Origin of the sequence: Paenibacillus sp. UNC496MF (assembly GCF_900113915.1) — a bacterium.
GTDB lineage: Bacteria > Bacillota > Bacilli > Paenibacillales > Paenibacillaceae > Paenibacillus_Z > Paenibacillus_Z artemisiicola.
The window spans coordinates 214,182-233,865 of the sequence record NZ_FORE01000006.1 but is presented as its reverse complement, the minus strand read 5'-3'; the positions used below and the strand labels follow the sequence as shown (position 1 = coordinate 233,865).

General features: G+C 66.7%; 19 protein-coding genes. 9 read left to right on the top strand and 10 right to left on the bottom strand.

Translation table 11 applies throughout. From position 1 onward, the window contains the following. The first annotated feature begins 107 nt into the window (after positions 1–107). Complete coding sequence (locus tag BMZ79_RS09645) at positions 108–998, top strand: helix-turn-helix transcriptional regulator (protein WP_090639166.1); 891 nt, start codon at positions 108–110, stop codon at positions 996–998. A gap of 92 nt (positions 999–1,090) precedes the next feature. Here BMZ79_RS09645 and BMZ79_RS09640 read toward each other — a convergent pair whose 3' ends face one another. The 8 genes from BMZ79_RS09640 to BMZ79_RS09610 form a co-directional block, all read right to left on the bottom strand. Beyond that, a complete protein-coding gene (locus BMZ79_RS09640) occupies positions 1,091–1,384 on the bottom strand; it encodes a transposase (RefSeq protein ID WP_090639164.1) in 294 nt (97 codons plus the stop codon). A gap of 33 nt (positions 1,385–1,417) precedes the next feature. Then, positions 1,418–1,564 (bottom strand): hypothetical protein, encoded by a 147-nt coding sequence (locus tag BMZ79_RS34240; RefSeq protein ID WP_177222075.1) that lies wholly within the window; start codon positions 1,562–1,564, stop codon positions 1,418–1,420. Positions 1,565–1,675: 111 nt separating this feature from the next. Beyond that, on the bottom strand, positions 1,676–1,981 hold the full coding sequence (locus BMZ79_RS09635) for a hypothetical protein (protein WP_090639161.1): 306 nt from the start codon (positions 1,979–1,981) through the stop codon (positions 1,676–1,678). 23 nt (positions 1,982–2,004) lie between these two features. Further along, positions 2,005–2,610: a TVP38/TMEM64 family protein gene (locus BMZ79_RS09630; protein WP_090639159.1), complete on the bottom strand. Its 606-nt coding sequence runs from the start codon at positions 2,608–2,610 to the stop codon at positions 2,005–2,007. Positions 2,611–2,637: 27 nt separating this feature from the next. Continuing rightward, positions 2,638–3,843: an MFS transporter gene (locus tag BMZ79_RS09625; protein ID WP_090639157.1), complete on the bottom strand. Its 1,206-nt coding sequence runs from the start codon at positions 3,841–3,843 to the stop codon at positions 2,638–2,640. A 33-nt stretch (positions 3,844–3,876) separates the two neighbouring features. Then, positions 3,877–5,013 (bottom strand): MGDG synthase family glycosyltransferase, encoded by a 1,137-nt coding sequence (locus BMZ79_RS09620; RefSeq protein WP_090639155.1) that lies wholly within the window; start codon positions 5,011–5,013, stop codon positions 3,877–3,879. A 251-nt stretch (positions 5,014–5,264) separates the two neighbouring features. Next, positions 5,265–6,536 carry a threonine ammonia-lyase IlvA gene (gene ilvA, locus BMZ79_RS09615; RefSeq protein WP_256252632.1) on the bottom strand — a complete coding sequence of 424 codons (1,272 nt, stop codon included), beginning with the start codon at positions 6,534–6,536 and terminating at the stop codon, positions 5,265–5,267. Between the two features lie 493 nt (positions 6,537–7,029). Then, positions 7,030–7,845, bottom strand: a complete 816-nt coding sequence (locus BMZ79_RS09610) for a PPK2 family polyphosphate kinase (RefSeq protein WP_090639151.1) — start codon at positions 7,843–7,845, stop codon at positions 7,030–7,032. A gap of 202 nt (positions 7,846–8,047) precedes the next feature. On the opposite strand from BMZ79_RS09610, the gene BMZ79_RS09605 reads away from it, so the two are divergent. The 7 genes from BMZ79_RS09605 to BMZ79_RS09580 all read left to right on the top strand — a co-directional run bounded on the left by BMZ79_RS09605 (position 8,048) and on the right by BMZ79_RS09580 (position 14,923). Then, positions 8,048–8,617: a histidine phosphatase family protein gene (locus BMZ79_RS09605; protein WP_090639149.1), complete on the top strand. Its 570-nt coding sequence runs from the start codon at positions 8,048–8,050 to the stop codon at positions 8,615–8,617. After that, positions 8,608–9,027: a GNAT family N-acetyltransferase gene (locus BMZ79_RS09600; protein ID WP_371263659.1), complete on the top strand. Its 420-nt coding sequence runs from the start codon at positions 8,608–8,610 to the stop codon at positions 9,025–9,027. The genes BMZ79_RS09605 and BMZ79_RS09600 overlap by 10 nt, the downstream gene beginning before the upstream one ends. A gap of 95 nt (positions 9,028–9,122) precedes the next feature. Continuing rightward, entirely contained in the window at positions 9,123–9,440 is a 318-nt protein-coding gene (locus BMZ79_RS09595) for a Dabb family protein (protein WP_256252631.1), read from the top strand. A gap of 51 nt (positions 9,441–9,491) precedes the next feature. After that, entirely contained in the window at positions 9,492–10,175 is a 684-nt protein-coding gene (locus BMZ79_RS09590) for a carboxylesterase family protein (protein ID WP_090639146.1), read from the top strand. Continuing rightward, positions 10,172–10,597: a metallothiol transferase FosB gene (gene fosB / locus BMZ79_RS09585; RefSeq protein WP_090639144.1), complete on the top strand. Its 426-nt coding sequence runs from the start codon at positions 10,172–10,174 to the stop codon at positions 10,595–10,597. Before BMZ79_RS09590 ends, fosB begins: the two co-directional genes overlap by 4 nt. 24 nt (positions 10,598–10,621) lie before the next feature. Then, complete coding sequence (locus BMZ79_RS34235; RefSeq protein ID WP_177222074.1) at positions 10,622–10,798, top strand: hypothetical protein; 177 nt, start codon at positions 10,622–10,624, stop codon at positions 10,796–10,798. Positions 10,799–11,026: 228 nt separating this feature from the next. Next, positions 11,027–14,923 carry a choice-of-anchor I family protein gene (locus tag BMZ79_RS09580; protein WP_143088919.1) on the top strand — a complete coding sequence of 1,299 codons (3,897 nt, stop codon included), beginning with the start codon at positions 11,027–11,029 and terminating at the stop codon, positions 14,921–14,923. Between the two features lie 256 nt (positions 14,924–15,179). Here the strand turns inward: BMZ79_RS09580 and BMZ79_RS09575 are convergent, their stop codons facing one another. Continuing rightward, positions 15,180–16,205: an electron transfer flavoprotein subunit alpha/FixB family protein gene (locus tag BMZ79_RS09575; protein WP_090639141.1), complete on the bottom strand. Its 1,026-nt coding sequence runs from the start codon at positions 16,203–16,205 to the stop codon at positions 15,180–15,182. Positions 16,206–16,224: 19 nt separating this feature from the next. Continuing rightward, positions 16,225–17,046 carry an electron transfer flavoprotein subunit beta/FixA family protein gene (locus tag BMZ79_RS09570; RefSeq protein WP_090639138.1) on the bottom strand — a complete coding sequence of 274 codons (822 nt, stop codon included), beginning with the start codon at positions 17,044–17,046 and terminating at the stop codon, positions 16,225–16,227. A gap of 234 nt (positions 17,047–17,280) precedes the next feature. On the opposite strand from BMZ79_RS09570, the gene BMZ79_RS09565 reads away from it, so the two are divergent. Next, entirely contained in the window at positions 17,281–19,593 is a 2,313-nt protein-coding gene (locus BMZ79_RS09565) for a (Fe-S)-binding protein (RefSeq protein WP_256252682.1), read from the top strand. Positions 19,594–19,684 lie beyond the last annotated feature (91 nt).

Below are 19,684 nucleotides of genomic sequence, written 5' to 3'. Positions count from 1 at the left end.
GGGGATAAGCTGACGGACGCTAAGGCAGTCAAGGTACGCACGATGCCAGGCTAAGACAAGGCTCGGATCGGGTTAAGGCATGGATTCTTATCGGGAGGCGACCGTTCATGCATATGGGGAACTTGATGGAATTGACGCCGAGATTGAATTTCGCGAGCCGCGACCGGGCACGGGCGGGGGACCGCTGGGGGCCGCGGACGATTCCGGATTGGCAGATCTTCTCGGTCGTGTCCGGAGAAGCGCTTCTGAAGCTGGGCAGGCAAACCTACCGGATCCGTCCGGGCGAAAGCGTACTTTACGGGCCGAACAGCCCGCATGATCTGTCCGCCGAGATGCCGACCGAATATTTCAGCTTCCACTTCTCCTGGCACGAGACGTCCCCGGCGCCGGTGCATCCCGCGTACCGCATCCAGAACGTGCCGGCCGGAGCGCTGACGACGCGGCCCGAAAGCTGCGGCGTATTCGTGCCCGGCGTGGGCGAGATGGAGATTCCCCCCCACTTCCCGACGGGCGGCTTGGATGCCATCATGTTCCGGATGGTCAAGGAGTACCATGACGAAGCGGCCGGCAATTATTTTCTGCTGCGGGCGATGCTGATGGAGCTGCTCGTCCTGCTCATCCGGCAGCTTGCCCGCCAGCATAAAGGCGCGCCGGCCAGCAAGATCGAGCCCGCGCTTGCCGCGATCCGGGACAATCCCGGCGCGAAATGGTCGGTGTGCCGGCTCGCCGAGATGTGCGGGTACCATCCGAGCTACTTTACGGGCTTGTTCTTTCAGGAGGTCGGGCAAAATCCGAAGGAGTACCTGATCGCGGAGCGGGTCCGGCAGGCGAAGACGGCGCTGCTCAAGGGCGAGCCGGTCGAACAGATCGCCGAAAGCTTGGGCTATGCCAGCATCCATTATTTCAGCAGCAGCTTCAAAAAAGCGACGGGCCTGTCGCCGAGCGAATTCAAGCAGAATCCGACCACCCTGGTGCATATGCTGGCCGTCAAATCCTAATCCTGATTCTCATTCCGATCCGCCCGCGCGCATACGAATAACAAACGCCCTTGCACCGGACCGGCTCGGCCGGCGTGCAAGGGCGTTCCGCATTAGTTCGTTTCCTTCGTGTCCTTCGGATGGCGGCGCGGATGCTGCAGATGCGCCTCGAGCGAGCTCGTCTCCTTCTTGGCCACGAGCCGCACGTCGGTCTTGCCTTCATGGTGATTCTCGAAATCGAGCTGCGTAAGCTCCCATTCCGTCGTGCCGAGCTGCGGATCGGCGGGGAAGATGTCGCCGCGGCTCAGCTTCTCCTCGCGGCCCCATTCGTTCTTGTAGACGCCGTCCACCTCGACCGGCTCGCCGGATACGGGCTCCATTTCGAAATGCCCTTGTTGTTCGCTCATATCGATCGCCTCCTGATGGTTCGCGGCCGCGGCTTACAGGCCGTGCTTCGGCACGGCGGCGCGGTCGGCGTCGGATTGGGCTTTGCTCGCCGCTTCCTTGCCTTGGCCGCCGCCGCGGTCCGCTTTGGACTGCGCCCTGCTCGCGGCGCGCTGCAGATGGGAAGGATGTTCGCCTGGCATGATGATCGTCCTCCTGATCGGATAAGTCATGATGACCCACCTTCAGTGTGCCACGGCGGCGCGCAAACTATGTGCGCGCCGCCGCGGCCGGATCGCCGGCGGGCGGCGCCGTTACAGCAGCCGCAGGCCGCAGCCGGAGCATTCGGCGTCCCGGTGCGTCGTCACGGCGCCGCAGGCCGGGCACGGCTCGCTGAAGGGCTCCCGCTGTGCGGCGAGCTGCCGGGCGGCCGCTTCCGCTTCTTCGTCCTTCGCGGCGTCCTGGCGCCCCGCGGCGCCGCCGAAGAGCGCCTCCACGAACTGCCGGAGCTCGGAGGCGCGGCCGGAGTCGTCGGCGGCGAGCCGGACGACGAGAATCATGGCCGCGACGAGCGCGCCGGCAACCGCGAGGACGATCAAGGTCGCAATCGTGTTCATCATGGGCGGACGCTCCTTCTCGCGGGCTATTTCAACTGATAACGGGCTTCCAGCCGTTTGCCGCCGAACCACATGACGACGAGCAGCACGAGCGCGAGCAGAATCCGCCACGGCTGCTCGAGCAGATCGCCGATGTTGAAGCTGAGCAGCGACACGGCGAAGATCATGACGGCTTTGCCGAGCAGGATGGCAAGGGCGAAGGAGCGGAACGAGATGCCGCTCAAGCCGGAGATGACGTTGATGAGCGCGGACGGGGAGAAGGGAAAGCAGGCGAAGAGGAAAATCGGCGTGAACCCCTTGCGCTCGACGTAGCCGAACAGCTTGCCCGCGCGGGGGAAGCGTCTGCGCAGCCAGCCGCCGAAATGGCCCCCGAGCTTGCGCGAGAGCCAGAACAGCAGCAGGGAGCCGCAGCAGACGCCGAGCCACGAGTAGAGCGAGCCGAGGAACAGGCCGTAAATGTTGGCGTTGGCCGCCACGAAGACGAGCAGCGGGAGCACCGGAAGGAACGATTCCGCGAACGGCAGGAGGATCCCGGGGAGCGGACCGAAGGCGGAGTAGCTCTCAAGCGTCCGCTGCAAATGCTCCAAGTCCATGCCCTTCAGCTTTTGGAGCCAGTTTTCGACCAATTCCATCCCTTGTCCCCCTGTTTTGTCGGCCCGTCAGCCGGGCGCCTTGGGATCGTGAAACGCGCGGAACGGAAACCAAATGTAAAAAAAACCGATCGCGGCGTACATAATGCCGCAGTACAAGAGCACGTGGGCCTGGCTTTGCCACAGCGCGAGCGTGCCGCCGACGACGGGGCCGACCATGCCCCCGATCCCTTCGACGGTGGAGAAGATGCCCCAGCCGAGCCCCTGCTGCATCGGCGGCACGTAATTGGCGAGCAGCGCGTTCCAGGCCGGCAGCAGCGTGGCGTAGGAAAGCCCGAGCAAGCCGGTCAGCGCGATGCAGATCCCGATCGGCGGCGCCATGGACAGCAGGTACAAGCCCCCGCCGATCAGCAGGAAGCCGAGCACGAGGAACCACTTCTTGCCGCCGAGCATGTCCGACAGGCGGCCGAGCGGCATGAGGCTGATGACGGTGCAGGCGCCGCCCGCGAGCAGCAGCAGCGAATACTGCGAGCCGTTCATGCCGAGCTTGTCTTCCGCGAAGCTGGGCAGTATGGGCACGAGCATGCCCGCGCCCATCGTTTGCAGCACCATGCCGGGAAGCAGCAGCCGCATATGGCGCAGCCGCTCCCGCAGGATGGCGAACTGCTCCCGCACCGGAAGCGTCGGCGCGACGCCGGACGCCCGGGCGCTCGTGAGCAAGAGCGAGAACAGCCAGCTGAGCGCGGCGATGCCGAGAATCAGGTAATAGGCCGCCGTCCGGCTGACGTCCATGAGCAGGTTGCAGGCGATGGGCCCGGCGCCGATGCCGATGAACCAGATCGTATAGAAATACCCCATTTGCATCGCGCGGCGCTCGCCGGTCACCTTGGTCAGGCAGACGATCCAGATCGGCGAGATGCCGACGCCGTACAAGGCCGACGCCGCGATGAACAGCCACGGCTCATTCGCGACCGGAAGCAGCAAAATGCCGGCGATCGAGATGAGCAGCCCCGTATGGACGACGAAGCGGATGGAGAAGCGGTCGAGCAGATACCCGATGAACATTTTGAGCACGGTGTCCGTCAGGTAATGGGCCGTGATGGCGATGCCGATAATGTCGAGCGACAGCCCCAGCGTCTTCTCCCCGTAAATGGGCAGGAAGCTGATGAGCGCCGCTCCGCGGATGAATTCGACGAACAGCAGAATGACGGAAAACAGCATGATTTCGCGGTTGAAACGGCTTGGTTCGATGACGGTCACAACCCCTTGTACCATGGATCCCGATATGGCCCTTCCATGCCGGGTCGATTATAGTTGGACGGACGTCCTCTCCATTATAAGCAAGCTGGAACAAAAATCCAAGGCGACGGTCTCGGCCGCGTCCTTGTACTGGAGCTTGCGGGCCCGGACGCGATGCTGCGTGAGCAGGACGGGATCGTGGAGAAGCGCGGCGATTTCCCGAGCGAGCTGCTCCGGCCCGTGGATCAGGCGGGCGACGGATTTGCCGGCCAGGTAGCGCGCGTTGTTCCGTTCTTGGCCCGGTACGGGCTGGTAGGCGAAGATGGGCAGGCCGATCGACAGCGATTCCGCCAGCGTGACGCCGCCGGGCTTCGTCACGATGCAGGCGGAGAGCGCCATGAGCTCGTGCATCCGCTCGACGTAGCCGAAGACGCGCAGCCTTCCGTTCGCGCAAGCTTCGGGGGCCGTTTCCGGGAGGGCGGCGGCCAGCGCCTCGTTGCGCCCGCACACGACGGCAACGGTAAGATCAGGATACCCTAATAACGGGGAAATCATAGCCCAGACGGCGGCCGCCGCGGCCTGCGCGCCGGCCATGACGAGCACGACGGAGCTGCCGACGCGGAAGCCGTAGCGCTCGCGCGCCGCCGGATCGGCCGCCGCCGTGCGGAAGCCGCGCTTGATCGGAATGCCGCTGACGCAGACGCGGCGTTCGGGGATGCCGAGCGCTTGCAGCTCGTGCTTCATGTCGTCGGTGGGCACGTAATACCGGTCGATGTCGGGATGGACCCAGCGGCGGTGCAGGTCGAAATCCGTGACGACGGTGCAGGTCGGGATGCGCAGGCCGATGCGCTTCTTGAGCGCGGGCATGGCCAGCAGGGGGAAGGTATGGATAACGGCGTCCGGGCGCTGGCGAAGCAGGATGCGGCGCAGCCGGTCGCGGCCGAACGAGTGGAGCCAGTTGGCGAAGACGGAGTCGTGCTTCATCGGCTTGGTCCGGTCGTACAGCCAACCGTACAAGCCGGGAATGAGGGAGTAGCTCTTCATATAGACATGCCGCGTCATGGCGTTGATCCACGGATGCGCTTCGGCGAGCAGGTCGACGAGGATGGGCTCGCCGAGGCCCCGGTCTTCGATGGCTTCGCCGATCGCGCGCGCGGCCTGCAGATGCCCGTCGCCGTAAGAGGCATACAGAATCATGATTTTCATTATGAACAGCACCTCCTACCGGCAAGCATAGCGCGGGAATGTCACAGGGCCGTTAGCGGTTTGTAAAGTGATTGTAAGGAATAGGAAAAAGCCTTGAAACGCGCGTCGGACGGGCGTTCCAAGGCTTGTACGAATGAGGCGGGAGAAGGCAATACGGGTTAAGCGCGGCGGACCGCCGAAGTGAAGGAAGCCGGCCGCCAAGCTCGCTCGGCTGGCCGGGGGGAACCGCGCCGGCCGGGGCGCCCGCCCGGTCAGATCAACAGGTTGAACAGAACGGGGTCCTTGTTCAGCTCGAGGTAGCTGAGCCCCTTCTGGTTCATGCGGGCGATGAGCGGCTCGTAATCGCCGCGCTGCTTCAGCTCGATGCCGACGAGCGCCGGGCCGTTGTCCTTGTTGTGCTTCTTCGTGTATTCGAAACGGGTGATGTCGTCGTCCGGCCCGAGCACCTCGTCGAGGAATTCGCGCAGGGCGCCCGCCCGCTGCGGGAAGCTGACCATGAAATAGTGCTTCAGCCCCTCGAACACGAGGGAGCGTTCCTTGATCTCCTGCATCCGGTCGACGTCGTTGTTGCCGCCGCTCACGACGCAGACGACCGTCTTGCCCGCGATCTGCTCGCGGTACAGGTCGAGCGCGGCGATCGGCAGGGCGCCGGCCGGCTCCGCGACGATGGCGTTCTCGTTGTACAGGTCGAGCATCGTCGTGCACGCCTTGCCCTCCGGCACGAGCACGATGTCGTCGAGCAGCTCGCGGCACATGCGGAAGGTCAGGTCGCCGACGCGCTTCACCGCCGCGCCGTCGACGAACTTGTCGATCGTCTCGAGCGGCACGACCTCGCCGGCGTCCAGCGAGACGCGCATCGACGGCGCGCCTTCCGGCTCCACGCCGATCAGCTTCGTGGCCGGGGAAACGGCTTTGACGTACGCGGCCACGCCCGCCGCGAGCCCGCCGCCGCCGATCGTGACGAAGACGAAGTCCGGCGCGGTCTCGACCGCCTCCATGATTTCCTTGCCGATCGTGCCGTTGCCGGCGATGATCCGCGGGTCGTCGAACGGATGGATGAAGGCCAGGTCGTCCTTGCGGCTCGCTTCCGTTGCTTCGCGGAAGGCGTCGTCGAACGTGTCGCCGGTCAGGACGATCTCCACGTCGGAGCCGCCGAAAAACTTCACCTGATTGACCTTCTGCCGCGGCGTCGTGCTCGGCATGAAGATCTTGCCGGGGATGCCAAGTGCCTGGCAGGAGTAGGCGACGCCCTGCGCGTGGTTGCCGGCGCTCGCGCAGACGACGCCCCGCATGAGCCGCTCCGGCGGCAGCGACTTGATGAGATGATAGGCGCCCCGCAGCTTGAAGGAGCGGACGACCTGCAGGTCCTCGCGCTTCAGCAGGACGTTGCAGCCGTAGCGCGCGGACAGCACGCGGTTCTGCTGCAGCGGCGTGCGCGCGGCCACTTCCTTCACGTGCATCTGCGCCTGGGCGATTTCCGTCAGCCCGACCGTCAGCGCCTCGTAATTTCGTTCGTATCCCATGGGATCCGTCTCCTTTGCTTCTATTGGATTCGACGATCGCTCCGCCGGCCGCATGCCGCCGGAACATAAAAAAAATCCCGTCCCCGATAAGGGACGAGATTGCCTCGCGTTACCACCCTGTTTCCGTCCGGCCCGGCGCTTGACGCCCGTGCCCGATCGACGGCTCTTTGCCGCGTACGATCATACGCGCTCCGGGTAACGGCGGATACCGTCCGCGCTTACTGGCCGTTTCCGCTTGGCGGAGGCTTGCGTTTCGGCGCGGCTTCTCGGGGAGGATGCGTCAACGGCGGGCAATCGTCGGCTTTCAGCGGACGCCGACTCTCTGGGGATTGCCTGAGGCGCGGTGCGCGTGTTCCCTTCTGCGAATGTGACGATGTCGGGAATGAATTATATTTGTTATACCCCTCCGGCCGGTCATATGTCAACGGCAAAAATAAACCAAGCGCCGACGGACGGCCCGCCCCGGCCGCCGGGCCGTCCGCGCCCTGCGCGCTTACGCGTCGGCTTCGCCGGCCAAATCGCGGAACGGCGCCATGTCGACCTGCGGATACGTCAAATCGAGCGAATCGAGCGCGGATTCCGCGATGCGGAGCACCAGGTAGTCGCGGAACCAGCGGTTGTTCGCGGGGACGATGTACCACGGGTTGCGCTTGGACGCGGTCGCCCGGAACGCCTGCCCGTAGGCTTTGGCGTACGCGTCCCAGTACCGCCGCTCCGCCAGATCGCTAGGATCGAACTTCCACAGCTTCTCCGGGTTCTCCATTCTTTCGCGGATTTTGCGCAGCTGGAAGTCCGGCGAGATGTGGAGGAAAATTTTGACGATGGCGATGCCGCCGTCGGTCAGCATTTTCTCGAAATGGCGGATGTGCTTGAGCCGCCGTTCCGCTTCCTCGTCGTCGACGAGGCCATGGACGCGCGTGACGAGCACGTCCTCGTAGTACGACCGGTTAAAGGCGGCGATCGCGCCTTTGGCCGGGGCGACCTTGTGCGCGCGCCACAGGAAATCGTGCGCCGACTCGTCCGCCGTCGGCTTCTTGAAGCTCTCCGCCCGGAAGCCCTGAGGGTTCAGCCCGGCGAGCACCTTCTTGATGACGCCGTCCTTGCCGCTGCAGTCCATTCCTTGAAACACGATCAGCACGCCGTTCGATTTGCTCGCGAACAGCTTCTCCTGATGCTCCTTCAGCTTGTCCTTGAGCTTGTCGAATTCGGCCTCGATCTCGTCCTTGCCGCCGATGCCGGCGGTATCCTCGGGATCGAAATCCGCGAGGGATTCGCCTTTCTTGCCGGTCAGCCGGTAGTTGTCCAACATGGGGCATTCTCCTTTGCGTCGTCTGGAATACGCTTCTCTTACCTCGCGGAAGCGCCGTTGAACCGGGCCGCGCCCGGAGCGTGCGGCGCCCGGCGCCCGGCGGAAAAATCCGTCGTCTGCAACGCGAAACGCTGTGTTAAAATGGATTATACTCGAAATCGTTCCGCGATGCTTGCGGACCGGGAAGGGGGACGGGGACGCCATGAACACGACGCTGCTGCTCGTCCGGCACGCGGAATCCGACGTGCGCTCCGGGGCGGACCGCGAGCGGGGGCTGACCGCGAAGGGGCGGGAGGACGCAGCCTTGCTGACGGACAAGCTGCGGGGCATGCGCATCGACGCCGTCGCGTCCAGCCCGTACGCGAGAGCGGTGCTCACGGTCCGCGGGCTTGCCGACGAGCGGGGACTCGCGGTGCGGGTGATGGAGGATCTGCGGGAACGGCGGCTGCACGGGGAAGACGCGCCGCTTCCGCGGGAAGCGTTTCTGGCCGCCGTCGGGCGGTCGTTCGCCGACCCCGACGCGGTCCTTCCCGGCGGCGAATCGTTCCGCGAGGCGCAGGCCCGTGGCCTCGGGGCGGCGCATCGCCTGCTCGGCGCGCATCGCGGCGGAACGGTGGCCGTCGGCACGCACGGGAACCTGATGGCGATGATCCTGCGCGCGTACGACGCGCGCTGCGATTTCGCCTTCTGGGAGCGCCTCGCGATGCCGGACGTCTACCGGCTCGATTTCGAGCATGACGAATTTCGGGGAGTGGAACGGCTGTGGACTTGACGTACCGGGAAATGACGATGGACGATTACGACGCGAGCTTCGCGCTCTGGGCCGCCACCCCGGGCATGGTGCTGAGCGCCTCCGACGAGCGCGGGCAGATGGCCGCATTCTTGGCGCGCAATCCGGGCTTCAGCTTCGTCTGCGCCGAAGGCGGGCGGCTGGCCGGCACGGTGCTGTGCGGCCATGACGGACGAAGGGGCTTCCTCTACCATGCCGCAGTGGCGTCCGATATGCGCGGCCGGGGCATCGGCGGGACGCTGGCGCGGCTCGCCCTCGCGAAGCTGCGGGCGGCGGGCATCGGCAAGTGCCACCTGTTCGTGCTCGCGGACAACGAGCCGGGGCAGGGCTTCTGGGCGAGGACGGGCTGGGAGAAGCGGGAAGGCATTCTGCTGTACTCGACGGATACTTGACCGGACGAGGGAAGCCCGCGGCGGAACGACGCAAGAGACAAGCGCCGGCCGCAAACGCGGAAGGCGGGACATTCAACTTGAGGAGGACGAAGACAATGGGACAAACGGGCATTCAGCACATGGTGATTTTCAACTTGAAGCATGAGGCGGGTTCGGAAGCGGCGGAGACATTCCTGCGCGACGGGGAGCGCCAGCTCGCCTCGATTCCGGCGGTGAAGCAGTTCAGCGTATTCCGCCAGGTCAGCCCGAAGAACGATTACGATTACGGGTTCTCCATGGTTTTCGACAATCAAGCGGATTACGAGACGTACAACGCGCACCCGCTGCACGTCGATTTCGTGGAAAACCGCTGGGTGCCGGAAGTGTCGCGGTTCCTGGAGATCGACTTCGAGCCATACGGGCAGCAAGCGTAAGCGGCCGGCGGGGCATCGAAGTTAACGAGAACGGGCGGAGGGGATGATACCATGGCGACGCATGCGCGTTCGTTCCGGGCGTCCGTCGAGATTCAAGCGGACATCGGGTACAAGCTCTTCGTGCCGGACCACTACGACGCGGCGCGGCCGTGGCCGCTGATCTTGTTCCTGCACGGCATCAAGAAGCGCGGCGCGGACCTGGCGGCGCTCGACGGCTACGGGCTGCTCGGGACGGCCGAGCGCGAGCCGGGATTCGGGTTCCTCGTCCTGGCGCCGCAATGTCCGGCGCATCTGTCCTGGCCCGCCGTCCGGCACGAGGTGCTGGCGCTGCTGGACCGGATCATGGGCGAGTACGGCGTCGACCCGGCGGCCGTCTATTTGACGGGCTTCAGCATGGGCGGCAACGGCGTCTGGGATTACGCGGCGCGGGACGACGGGCGCTTCGCGGCGGCGGCGCCGCTCGCGGGCTATCACGAGACGGCGGCGATGGGCGGGATCGCGCTGCCGGTCTGGGCGTTCCACGGGATCGAGGACGATACGGTGCCGATCGGGCGGTCGGCCGAGCTGGTCGAGGCGCTGCGGCGGGCGAACCCGGACGCGGAGGTGCGGTTCACCCGCCATCCGGGCCTGTCCCACGCGATCATGGAGCAGACCTACGGGGACCCGGAGCTGTTCCGGTGGCTGCTCGGCCATAAGCGGCCGAACCCGCATGCGGAAGGCGGGCGGCGCGCGTGAAGCTCGGCGGCATCAACCACCTGCTCTTCTCCGTGTCGGACCTGGACCGGTCGATCGCGTTCTACCGCGACGTCTTCGGCGCCAAGCTGCTGGTCAAGGGCCGCGCGACGGCGTATTTCGACCTGAACGGGCTGTGGCTGGCGCTGAACGCGGAGCCGGACATCCCGCGCGCCGAGATCCGGCAGTCGTACACGCACATCGCGTTCTCGGTCGAAGAGGCGGAGTTCGACGAAGCCGCGCGGCGGCTGGCGGCGCTTGGCGCGGACATCCTGCCCGGCCGCGAGCGGGACGAGCGCGACAAGCGCTCGGTCTATTTCGCCGACCCCGACGGCCACAAGTTCGAATTCCATACCGGCAGCCTGCGGGATCGGTTGTCCTACTATAAAGCCGAGAAGCCGCATATGCTGTTCTGCGAGGAATGAAGATTCGCGGGGAGGAGCGGCGCCGTGCTTCAAGGCGAAGAAGAGGAAGGGATTCCGGGCCCGGCGGTCCGGCGGGAGGCGAAGCAGCCGTCGCTCGGCCGCCTGCTGCTCCTGCTGGCCGTCGCGGCGGCGATCGTCGCCGTCAGCTTCGCGCTGGCTCACCTCCTGGTCGGCGAGGCGTTCGACCGGCTGACGGACTGATGCGTTCGTCGGCGCATAACCCCGCGTTTCGTTCCGGCTAGCCCGGCAGCGAAGCGCGGGGTTTTGTTCATTCGGGGCGGCGCGGGCGGCTTTCGCCTCGGCCCCGGACGTTCGGAGTTTTCAAACGGTTTGCCGCTTCTTTACAAAACATCAAAATACCATTAACAATCTCGACATAAAACTCCGATACGCTGGGTGCGAAGTCCTAGAATAGGAGTTGAAGTAGAGTTGAAAACGAGAAACAGACGCCTGCTTTCCCTGCTGCTCTCCGCAGAGATCGCGGCGGGCATCGTCGTTTCGGCGGTTCCGGCCGCAGCCGCCGGGCCGCTCGCCGGCACGCCGTACGACGCGAACGGGACCTATGACGTGACCGTTCCGCACGTGGTGATCAATCAGTATTACGGGTCGGGCATCTCCACGGGCGGGGCCGCGGATTACGGTTTCATCGAGCTTTACAATCCGACGGGTTCCGCCATCGATCTCAGCACTTGGTCCGTCCAATATGCCGACCGGATGGCGCTGGTAGACACCGGTACCGGCGAACTGCCGCTGACCGGTCCGACCGGACCGTGGGAAGTCCTGAATTTGTCCGGCACGATTCCCGCGCACGGCTCGTACCTGATCCGCGCCGCCGCTTCGAAGTCGCCGAGCATTAAGATGAACGTCAAGACGGGAGATCAAGATTTCGGCCGCACGCCAGCCGACATGACGACCCAAAACAAAGGCATGAAGGTCGTCCTGATGAGCAACCGGACGCCGCTGCAACCGGAGAACGTCAATCCGTCCGCCGATAAACCGGCCGGCTTCGTGGACATGCTCGGAGCAGCGGGCAACGATACTGGCAGCACGATCGACGGCGCCGAAGGCGATTATCCGAAGGAAGCCGGCGGCCCGTCCAAGAACATCGCGCTGCGCCGCGTCGATTTCGCCGATACGGACAGCAACGTGAACGACTTCGCCCTAATCGATTACAAGAGCCTGGGGTCCGCCGCCGCGGCGCCTTTCTATCCGCATAACGCCGGCGACGGTTCGTGGGCAGCCGTGCCGGATCCGGTCGCGATCTCCACGCCTTCGCTTCCGAACGCGTACAAGGGCGTCGCGTATTCGGCCGGCATCGCGGCATCGGGCGGCGTCAAGCCGTATGCGTTCGCGGCGACGGGGCTTCCGAGCGGCCTGAGCATCGACGCCGACACGGGCGCCATCTCCGGAACGCCGGCGCAGGACGCGCCCGCCTCCAGCACGGTTAACGTCACGGTGACCGACAGCCAGTCCGGGACGATCAGCAAGCCGTATACGCTGAACGTGGGCATCGGCCATCCGGATACGGTCAATATCACGAAATTGGGCTCCTTCATCGCCGGCGAGCCGAACGAGGACGGCGGCGTCGCCGAAATCGTGAAATACAACCCGGAGAACCGGAAGTTCTATTCCGTCAACGGCTCCAGCACGCCGGCGACGCTGGATATCGTGAGCCTGGACAGCCAGGGCAAGCCGGCCGAGAACGCGCAGCGCGTCAACATCGAAGATGCGGTAGCCGCGCATCTGGAAGGCTTCGAATACGGCGATTTCACCAGCGTGGACATCGATACGCAGCATAATCTGGTGTATGCGGCGATTCAAGAAAAAGCGTACGACAAGAACGGCGCGATCCTCGTGTTCGACTACGACGGCAACTTCGTAAAGTCGTACGAAGCCGGCGTGCAGCCGGACATGATCGAGGTAACGAAGGACGGACGCTATGTCTTGACCGCCGATGAGGCCGAAGACCGCGAAGGCGGCGCGGATCCGGAGAAGGATCCGAAAGGCAGCATCACGATCGTCGATACCTTGGATGGCACGGTGAAGCACGTCCTGTTCGACGACGAGAGCGTCATCGACGACAACGTGCATCTCCGCGGCGCCGTCGTGGACGGCGTCATCACGGGTCCTGCCGCGGACAAAACGGCGGCGGAACGCGACCTCGAGCCGGAATACATCGCGCTGTCGGCCGATGAATCCGTCGCGTACGTTTCCCTGCAGGAAGGCAACGCGATCGGCACGATCGACATCGCCAATGGCAAGGTCACGTCGGTGAAAGGGCTTGGCTACAAGGATTTGAACCTGCCGGAAAACGCCCTGGACCTCGTCAAGGACGGCGCGATCAAATTCGAAAACGTGCCGTTCAAAGGCATGTACATGCCGGACGGCATCGACACGTACACCGTGAACGGCAAAACGTACGTGTTCACGGCCAACGAAGGCGACAGCACGGAATGGCCGGGCAGAACGAACGTATCGACGATCAAGGACATGAAGGCGAAGCTGGATCCGAACTCCGCGTCCGCACGATTCCTGGCGGGCAAAACGGCGTACGACGGCGTCGAAATCCCGAGCGACATGGGGCCGGACGGCATTTACTTGTACGGCGCGCGTTCGTTCTCCATCTGGGACGCCGACTCGATGGACCAAGTCTACGACAGCCACAACGACTTCGAGAAAATCACGGCCGAACGGATTCCGGCGTATTTCAACTCCAACCATGCCGACGTATCCTTCGACAAGCGCAGCCCGAAAAAAGGACCGGAGCCGGAGTACGTGAAGGTCGGCCAAGCGGGCGATAAGACGTATGCGTTCGTCGGTCTGGAGCGCGTCAGCGGCATCATGACGTACGACGTGACCGACCCGGCGCATCCGGTATTCGCGAACTACGTCAATACGCGCGATTTCGCGCACCCGGACAACATGCAAACCGACGCCGGTCCGGAAGGCATCGACTTTATCCCGGCAGCGGCCAGCCCGACGGGCAAACCGCTCATTCTGGTGGCGAACGAAGTGGGCGGCACGATCTCCGTGCTGCAAATGGAAGTGAGCCAAACGCCCAATAACGGGACCGGCAGCGGCGTGTACGTACCGGTCGCGCCGGATAACGGCGCGACGGTAGACGGCTCCGCGGTCACGCTGGAAACGAAGGCCGCGACGGACGCGAGCGGCAACGCGACGGCGGCCGTGACGGCGCAGCAAATCGACCAAGCGATCGAGAAGCTCTCCGGCGCGGTCAAGACGGTGGCGATCAAAGCGGCCGCGGACGCGAGCGCGAAGCAAAACACGGTCTCGCTGCCGGCGGCAGCGGTCGACAAGCTGGCGGCCAGCGCGGCGGACGCCATCGTCCTTGACGCGGGCATCGGACAAGTCACGTTCGACAAAGCGGCGCTGACGGCGATCGCGAACGGCGCCACGACGGGCGACGTCGCGATTGCGGTTGCCAAGAAGGATCCGGCCGACGTGACGGCGAATCTGCCGGCCGACAAGCAGGCGGCGGTCGCGGCGGCGGTCGGATCGCATCCGGTCTACGACTTCTCGGTAACGGCGGACGGCAAGAAAGTCGCCGGTTTTGCCGGCGGCTCCGCGGAAATCCGCGTGCCGTATACCCCGGCGGCGGGCGAGAACCCGAACGCCATCATCGTGTACTACATCGCGGATAACGGCGAGCTCGCGCTCGTGCCGCAAGCGAGCTTCGACCCGGCGACGGGCACGCTCCGCTTCGCGGTGAAGCACTTCTCGACGTATGCCCTGGCGTACAGCCCGGTGAACTTCGCGGATATCGCGAACAGCTTCGCGAAAGACCACATCGCGTACCTGACGGCGCGGAACATCATTCAAGGCAAGAGCGCGAGCGTCTTCGATCCGAAAGCGAACGTGACGCGGGCGGACTTCACGCTCATTTTCGCGCGCGCGGCCGGCGTGGATCTGAGCGCGTATAGCGCGGGCGGGTTCGGCGACGTCGGGGCGGACGCGTACTACGCGAAGTCCGTCGCGTGGGCGGCTTCGGCCGGCATCGCGAGCGGCGTCTCCGCGAACCGGTTCAGCCCGAACGCGAACATCACGCGCGAGCAGATGGTCGCGATGATCGCCCGCTTCGCGGACGCGCGGAAGTTCGAGCTGCCGGCGTCGGCGCCGGGCATCGCGTTCACGGATGCCGCGAGCATCTCGCCGTTCGCGCGGGAAGCGGCGGCGGCCGTGCAGCAGGCCGGCATCATCAACGGCCAGCCGAGCGGCAGCGGCACGAAGTTCGCGCCGAAGCAATTCGCGACGCGCGAAGAGACGGCGAAAATGATCGCCGTGCTCTACCGGCTCATGACGAAGTAACCTCGACGGCAGCACCGAAGCACGCTGCATGAAACAGCCCGGACCGCTCGCGGTCCGGGCTGTTTCGGCGTTCAAGGGGTCTGATGCGTTAGGACAGCGGGCAGCGCACCGGGGCTCCCGGACGGTTCCGGGCAGACGGTTCCTGGTTCCGGGCAGGCGGTCCGGGGCTCACCTCAAGGGCAGAAGACGATCCGGGCGGACGGCGCGCCGGCGGACGGGGCGGCCCGACAGCGGCGCAGCCTCGCAAGCCCGGGCGTCATGCGCCCGGGTTTGCGAGAAGCCGTTTGAACTGCGCCGTCAGCTCCGGCACGACCTCGAACAAGTCCCCGACGATTCCGTAATCGGCCACGCCGAAGATGGGGGCGTCGGGGTCTTTGTTGACGGCGACGATGACGCGCGACTGGCTCATGCCCGCCAAATGCTGGATCGCGCCGCTGATGCCGCAGGCGATATAGAGCTTCGGCGTGACGGTCTTGCCCGTCTGGCCGATCTGCAGCGCGTAGTCGCAGTAGCCGGCATCGCACGCGCCGCGCGAGGCGCCGACCGCGCCGCCGAGCACGGCCGCCAGCTCCGCGAGCGGGGCGAAGCCCTCCGCGCTTCGCACGCCCCGGCCGCCGGCGACGATGACGTCCGCCTCGGCGAGGTCGACCGTGCCGCCGGCCTTGCGCGCGATGCCGCGGACGACGGTCCAGAGCGGCGGCGGCGCGTACGGCAGCGCCGCCACCGTGCCTTCGGCGCCGGCCGCGACCGGCTCCGCGGCCGGCAGATTATTGGGGCGCACGGTCACGACCTGCGGCGCCCCGGGCAGCAGCCGCCGCTGCTCGAACGCCTTGCCGGCGTAGAGCGGGCGGGTCAGCACCGCGGACGCGGCGCCGTCGCCCTGCGGCTCGACGGCGGTCACGTCCGCGACGTGGCCGGCGCCGAGCCGCGCGGCCACGCGGGGCGCGAGCTCGCGCCCCGACGCGGTGTGGCCGAGCACGATCACGCTCGCCCCCGCCGCGCCGACCGCGGCGCCGATGGCGGCGGCGTACGCCTCCGGCGCGAAGCCGGCCAGGGCCGGGTCGTCGACGACGTGGACGACCTCGGCCCCGCGGGCGGCGAGCTCCGCGGCGGCCTCCGGCAGCGCCGCCCCGGGCCCGCCGCCGACGACGACGGCGTGCACGGCGCCGCCGTCCCCGGCCAGCAGCCGCGCGGCGCCGAGCGCCTCCAGCGCCACGCGGCGCAGCTTCCCGTCCAGGCACTCGCCATACACGAGCGCCGTAACCTTTCCTGTATCGGTCATCGATCCGCGACCTCCCTTCTCAAAACAGCTTCGCTTCGCGGCGCAGCGCGTCCGCCAGCTGCGCGGCCTGCTCCGCGGCCGTGCCGCTCAGCCGGCGGCCGGCCGCGCGGGCCGGCGGCGCCAGCAGCGCGGCGCGCGCCGTCCGCGGCGCGAGATCGTCCGCGCCGAGCCCGAGCTCCGCGGCGGTCAGCTGCCGCAGCGGCTTGCGCTTCGCTTTCATAATGCCCGGCAGCGACGGGTAGCGCGGCTCGTTCAGCCCCTGCTGCGCCGTCACGAGCGCGGGCAGGGGCACCGCGGCCGTCTCCACGCCCCATTCCGTGTCCCGTTCCACGACGGCGACCCGGCCGTCCCCGCCGCCCCACGCAGCGGCGCTCGGTGCCTGGCCGGCGGCTGCGCCGTCCTCCACCGTCAGCTTCAGCGCCGCCGACGCGTGCGGCAGCCCGAGCCGTTCCGCCACCTGCAGCGCCACGCTGCCCGCGCCCCGGTCGACGGCGAACAGGCCCGCCAGCACGAGGTCCGGCCGCAGCTTCTTCACCGCGGCGGCCAGCGCGGCCGCGACGGCATGGCCGTCGTCCGGCAACCCGTCCCGCGCGACGAGCACCGCCTCGTCGGCGCCCATGGCGAGCGCGGTCCGCAGCGCTTCGACCGCGCGGTCGCCGCCGCAGGAGACGACCGTCACGGTTCCGCCGTGCGCCTCGCGCAGCCGGAGCGCCTCCTCCAGCGCGTATTCGTCGTACGGGTTGATGATGAATTTGACGCCGTCCTCGGCGACGACCCCGTCCGCGATTTCGATTTTCTCCTCCGTATCGAAGGTTTGCTTGATCAGCACCGCCAGCTGCACCGGTCCGTGCACCTCCCGAACTCACTTGGATTTGCCTGCGGCAGTCATACCGTCCCACGGCCGCCGAATACGATAAAATAAGCCGCCCGCCGCCTTTGTTACCTTATGAACTTGGCCCTCGGATTAGACCGCGGCGGGCCTCGAGGGCCTTGGCCCCGCGACATGCGGGCGTCCGCAGGGACATATACTGAACCGCATCGCGTGCCAAGGGAAGGAGGAAGCCTTGTGGGAGGAATGAACGAGCTGACGCTGGCTTCGGGCATCCGGTGGCTGGGCTTCGCGCTGCTCGTGTTGGCGGCGCTGGCCTGCTTTTATGCGGTCGTCCGCCGCAGGGTGGCGTACATGCTGCTGGGCCGCAAAGCGGAGCGCGCGCATCCGCCGCCGCCCGATCCCCCGGATCCCGAGAACGACGGCGACGACCTGCTCCGCGTGTCCTCGTTCGCGGCGAACGCCGCGCTGGCGTCGGAGGCGGCGCCGAGGTTCGCGTGGGGCCTGGGCTGGGCGGCGCACGTGTTCGGACATCGCAGGCTGCTGAAGGATCTGCGCAGCGGGGTCATGCACCTCGTGCTCTTCTACGGGTTCATCGTGCTGCAGTTCGGCGCGGCGGACATCGTGTGGAAAGGGCTGACGGGCCGCGCGCTGCCGTATCCGGCGTATCACGGGTTCGTGCTGACGCAGGAGATCACGGTATCGCTCGTGCTGCTGGCGATCCTGTACGGCGGATTCCGCCGGTACGTCGAGCGGCTGACGCGGCTGAAGCGGGGCTGGAAGCCGTCGGTCGTGCTGTGGTTCATCGGCGGGCTGATGCTGGCGGTGCTGCTGACGCAGGCGTTCGATCATGTGAAGGAAGCGCCTTCGGGCGGCGGGGGAGCGGAGGCGTCGCTGTATGCGGGGTACGCGCCGGTCTCCTCGGGCATCGCCGAAGGCTTCCGGGAGCTCGGCGCGACGCCGGCCGCGGGCGGCGTGCTGTACGAGGTGTTTTGGTGGCTGCATTTGGCGGTGCTGCTCGGGTTTCTCGTGTACGTGCCGCAGTCGAAGCATTTTCATATTTTCACGGCGCCGGTCAATCTGTGGCTGCGCCGCGGCTCGCCGCCGGGCCGGCTGGCGCCGCTCGACCTCGAGGACGAGGACGCGGAGTCGTTCGGAGTCGGGGCGGTGGAGCAGTTTACGCGCAAGCAGCTGCTCGACTTGTACGCCTGCGTCGAATGCGGCCGCTGCACGAACGTCTGCCCGGCCGCGGGCACGGGCAAGCTGCTGTCGCCGATGCATCTCATCGTCAAGCTGCGCGATCATCTGACGGAGAAGGGCGCCGCGATTACCTCGAAATCGCCGTGGGTGCCCGCGTTCCGGGGCGGCGCGCCGGGCGCGCACGCGATGGCGGAAACGGTGCCGCTCTGGAGCGGCGGCGGTCCCGCGGCGACGACGATCGAGCCGACGATGACGGCGCAGAAGCACGGCTGGCAGGCGCGCGCCGGCGCCGCGGCGGCGGACGCCGCGCTGATCGGCGACGTCATGACGGAGACGGAGCTGTGGGCGTGCACGACGTGCCGGAACTGCGAGGACCAGTGCCCCGTCGGCAACGAGCACGTGGACAAAATCATCGACATGCGCCGCTACCTCGTCCTGACCGAGGGCCGCGTGCCAGCGGAGGCGCAGCGCGCGATGCAAAACATCGAGCGCCAAGGCAATCCGTGGGGCTTGCCCCGCGGCGAACGCGGCGCCTGGCTGGCGGCGTACGAAGCGGCCGTGCCGGACGCGCGGCCCGTGCGGACGATGAAGGAAGCCGCCGGCGGAGGCGACCGGCCGGAGCTGCTGCTGTGGGCCGGGACGATGGGGGCGTACGACCAGCGCAGCCGCAAGGTGCTGTTCGCGGTCGTGCGGCTGCTCCAGCAGGCGGGCGTCCCGTTCGCCGTGCTCGGCGGCGAGGAGCGGAATTCCGGCGACACCGCGCGGCGCCTCGGCAACGAGCTGCTGTTCCAGACGCTGTGCGCCGAGAACGTCGCGACGCTGCAGCGCTACGGGGTGAAGCGGATCGTGACGATTTGCCCGCACACGTTCAACGCGCTGAAGAACGAGTACGCCGACTTCGGCCTCGCGAGGGCCGTGGCGGTGGAGCATCATACGACGCTGCTCGCGCGGCTCGTCGCCGGCGGCTCGCTCGTGCCCGCGCATCCGGTGTCCGAGCGGGTCGTGTACCACGACTCGTGCTACCTCGGCCGGTACAACGGGGAGTACGAGGCGCCCCGGGCGCTGCTGCGGGCGATCCCCGGCGTGGAGCTGCTGGAGATGGAGCGGAATCGCGCGAACGGGCTTTGCTGCGGCGCGGGCGGCGGCCTGATGTGGATGGAGGAGCGCGCCGGCGTGCGCGTGAACGAGGCCCGGACGGCGCAGGCGCTGGACACGTCGCCGACGGTCATCGGCTCCGCGTGCCCGTACTGCCTGACGATGATGGAGGACGGCATCAAGCTGCACGAAGCCGAGGACCGCGTCCGCGCCCGCGACGTCGCCGAGCTGCTGGCCGAAAGCGTATTCGGCGGCGGGCGGTAGCGGGAGTAGGCGCCGGGAGCGGGTGAATTCGGCTAGAAACGAGCAAAGAGCGGTAACCAGTACGGTACATGACCACGATTTGGCGAGAAAC